Source organism: Streptomyces sp. MB09-02B, assembly GCF_033794485.1.
GTDB lineage: Bacteria > Actinomycetota > Actinomycetes > Streptomycetales > Streptomycetaceae > Streptomyces.
In genome coordinates, this window is record NZ_JARGEE010000772.1 from 1 (window position 1) to 2,068 (window position 2,068).

Genomic DNA, 2,068 nt, shown 5'->3' on the forward strand with positions numbered 1-2,068 from the left:
GGTGGGTGTGGGGGGTGTCGTCATGCGGGTCGTCGTCATGCAGGTCGTCGTCATGCAGGTCGTCGCCATTCGGTGCCTCGTATGTCTCAGGTGCTTCAGTGCTTGCTGCGTTTGGTCGGTCTGGTCTGGTCTGCTCCGGCGGCTTGCGAACTGGGCTTTTTCGTGGGGAGTTTAGTCGCCCCCGCCGCCTCTACCCATCCCGTTACCAGGGGCTCCGCCCCTTCGAGCCCGGCCGACCTCAGCCGGTCGGGTTGTCGTCGCCGGGGCCTCGCGTCACGGGCGGGGCAGGGGCTGTTCGGTCCAGATGGTCTTGCCGTCGGGGGTGTAGCGCGTGCCCCAGCGTTCGGTGAGCTGGGCCACTAGGAACAGACCCCGGCCGCCCTCGTCCTCGGTGCGGGCGCGGCGCAGTCGGGGTGAGGTGCCGCTGCCGTCGTAGACCTCGCAGATCAGGGCGCGGTCGCGCAGGAGGCGTAGCTGTACCGGGCCGGTGGCGTGGCGGATGGCGTTGGTGACGAGTTCGCTGGCCACCAGTTCGGTGGTGAAGGCCAGTTCGTCCAGGCCCCAGGCGGCGAGCTGTCCGGTGACGGCCTCGCGGGCTCGGGAGACGACCGCCGGGTCGCTGGGCAGGTCCCACTGGGCGACCCGCTCCGGGCCCAGGGTGTTCGTGCGGGCGACGAGGAGGGCCACGTCGTCGCAGGGCCGGGCCGGAAGCAGGGCGTCGAGGACCGCTTCGCAGGTGTCCTCGGGGGCGCGGTCGGAGCGGGCCAGGACGGTACGGAGCATGTCGAGGCCGGTGTCGATGTCGCGGTGGCGGTCTTCGACCAGGCCGTCGGTGTAGAGGACCAGCTGGCTGCCCTCGGCCAGTTCGAGTTCGATCGTCTCGAAGGGCATGCCGCCGAGGCCCAACGGTGGCCCCGAGGGCAGGTCGAGGAAGTCCACGGTCCCGTCCGGGGCGACGACCGCCGGCAGCGGGTGCCCGGCGCGGGCGAGGGTGCAGCGCCGGGACACCGGGTCGTAGACGGCGTACAGGCAGGTCGCGCCGACGATGCCGGAGTCCTCGTGGGTGTTCTCCACCGCCCAGCCCTCGCCGCGGTCGAGGCGGCCGACGAGGTCGTCGAGGTGGGTGAGCAGTTCGTCCGGGGGCAGGTCGAGGGCGCAGAAGTTGTGGACGGCGGTGCGCAGTCGGCCCATGGTCGCGGCGGCGTGCAGGCCGTGACCGACGACGTCACCGACGACGAGGGCGACGCGGGCGCCGGAGAGCGGGACGACGTCGAACCAGTCGCCGCCGACGCCCGCCTGGGCGGGGAGGTAGCGGTAGGCGACCTCGACCGCGCTCTGGTCGGGGCGGCCGCGCGGCAGCAGGCTGCGTTGCAGGGCGAGGGCGGTGTTGTGTTCGCGGGTGTAGCGGCGGGCGTTGTCGATGCAGATGGCCGCGCGGCCGACGAGTTCCTGGGCCAGCGACAGGTCGTCGTCCTCGAACGGGGCGGGCTGCTCGGAGCGGTAGAAGCTGACGACGCCGAGGGTCGCGCCGCGGGCCCGCAGCGGCACGGTGATCAGGGAGTGGATGCCGGCGGCGAGGGCGCGCTCCAGCCGGGCCGGGTCCTGGGCGAGCCAGCCGCCCGCCTCCGCCAGGACGGGTTCCAGCACCGAGCGGCCGGTCTCCCAGCTGCGGGCCTGCGGGGTGGAGGGGACGTAGCGCACCGGGTCGCCGACCTCGTACAGGTGCGACTCCTCGTGTACGGCGCTCAGCGCGACCCGGCGCAGCCGGGTGCCGGGGCCGAGGGGCTCCGGCTCGTCGCCGAGGAGGACGGAGACGGGCAGGTCCACGGCGGCGAAGTCGGCGAAGCGGGGGACGGCGACCTCGGCGAGTTCCTCCGCGGTACGGGTGACGTCGAGCGTGGTGCCGATGCGGACTCCGGCGTCGTGCAGCAGTTCGAGGCGCCGACGCGCGAGCATGGCGAGCCGACCAACCCCGGGTTCACCGATGAGGAGCAGCCAGGCGTCGGGAGTGGATTCCGCGGTCGAGGCCGGGGTGGAGTCGGGGGGTGGGGGGGGCGGGGGGGGGGGG

Annotated in this window: 1 protein-coding gene; it reads right to left on the reverse strand. The window is 73.5% G+C overall.

What is annotated here, in order from left to right:
* Window positions 1–273 precede the first annotated feature (273 nt).
* The coding region (locus P1P70_RS43890; RefSeq protein ID WP_319247996.1) for a SpoIIE family protein phosphatase at window positions 274–2,068 on the reverse strand (1,795 nt) is incomplete at its 5' end.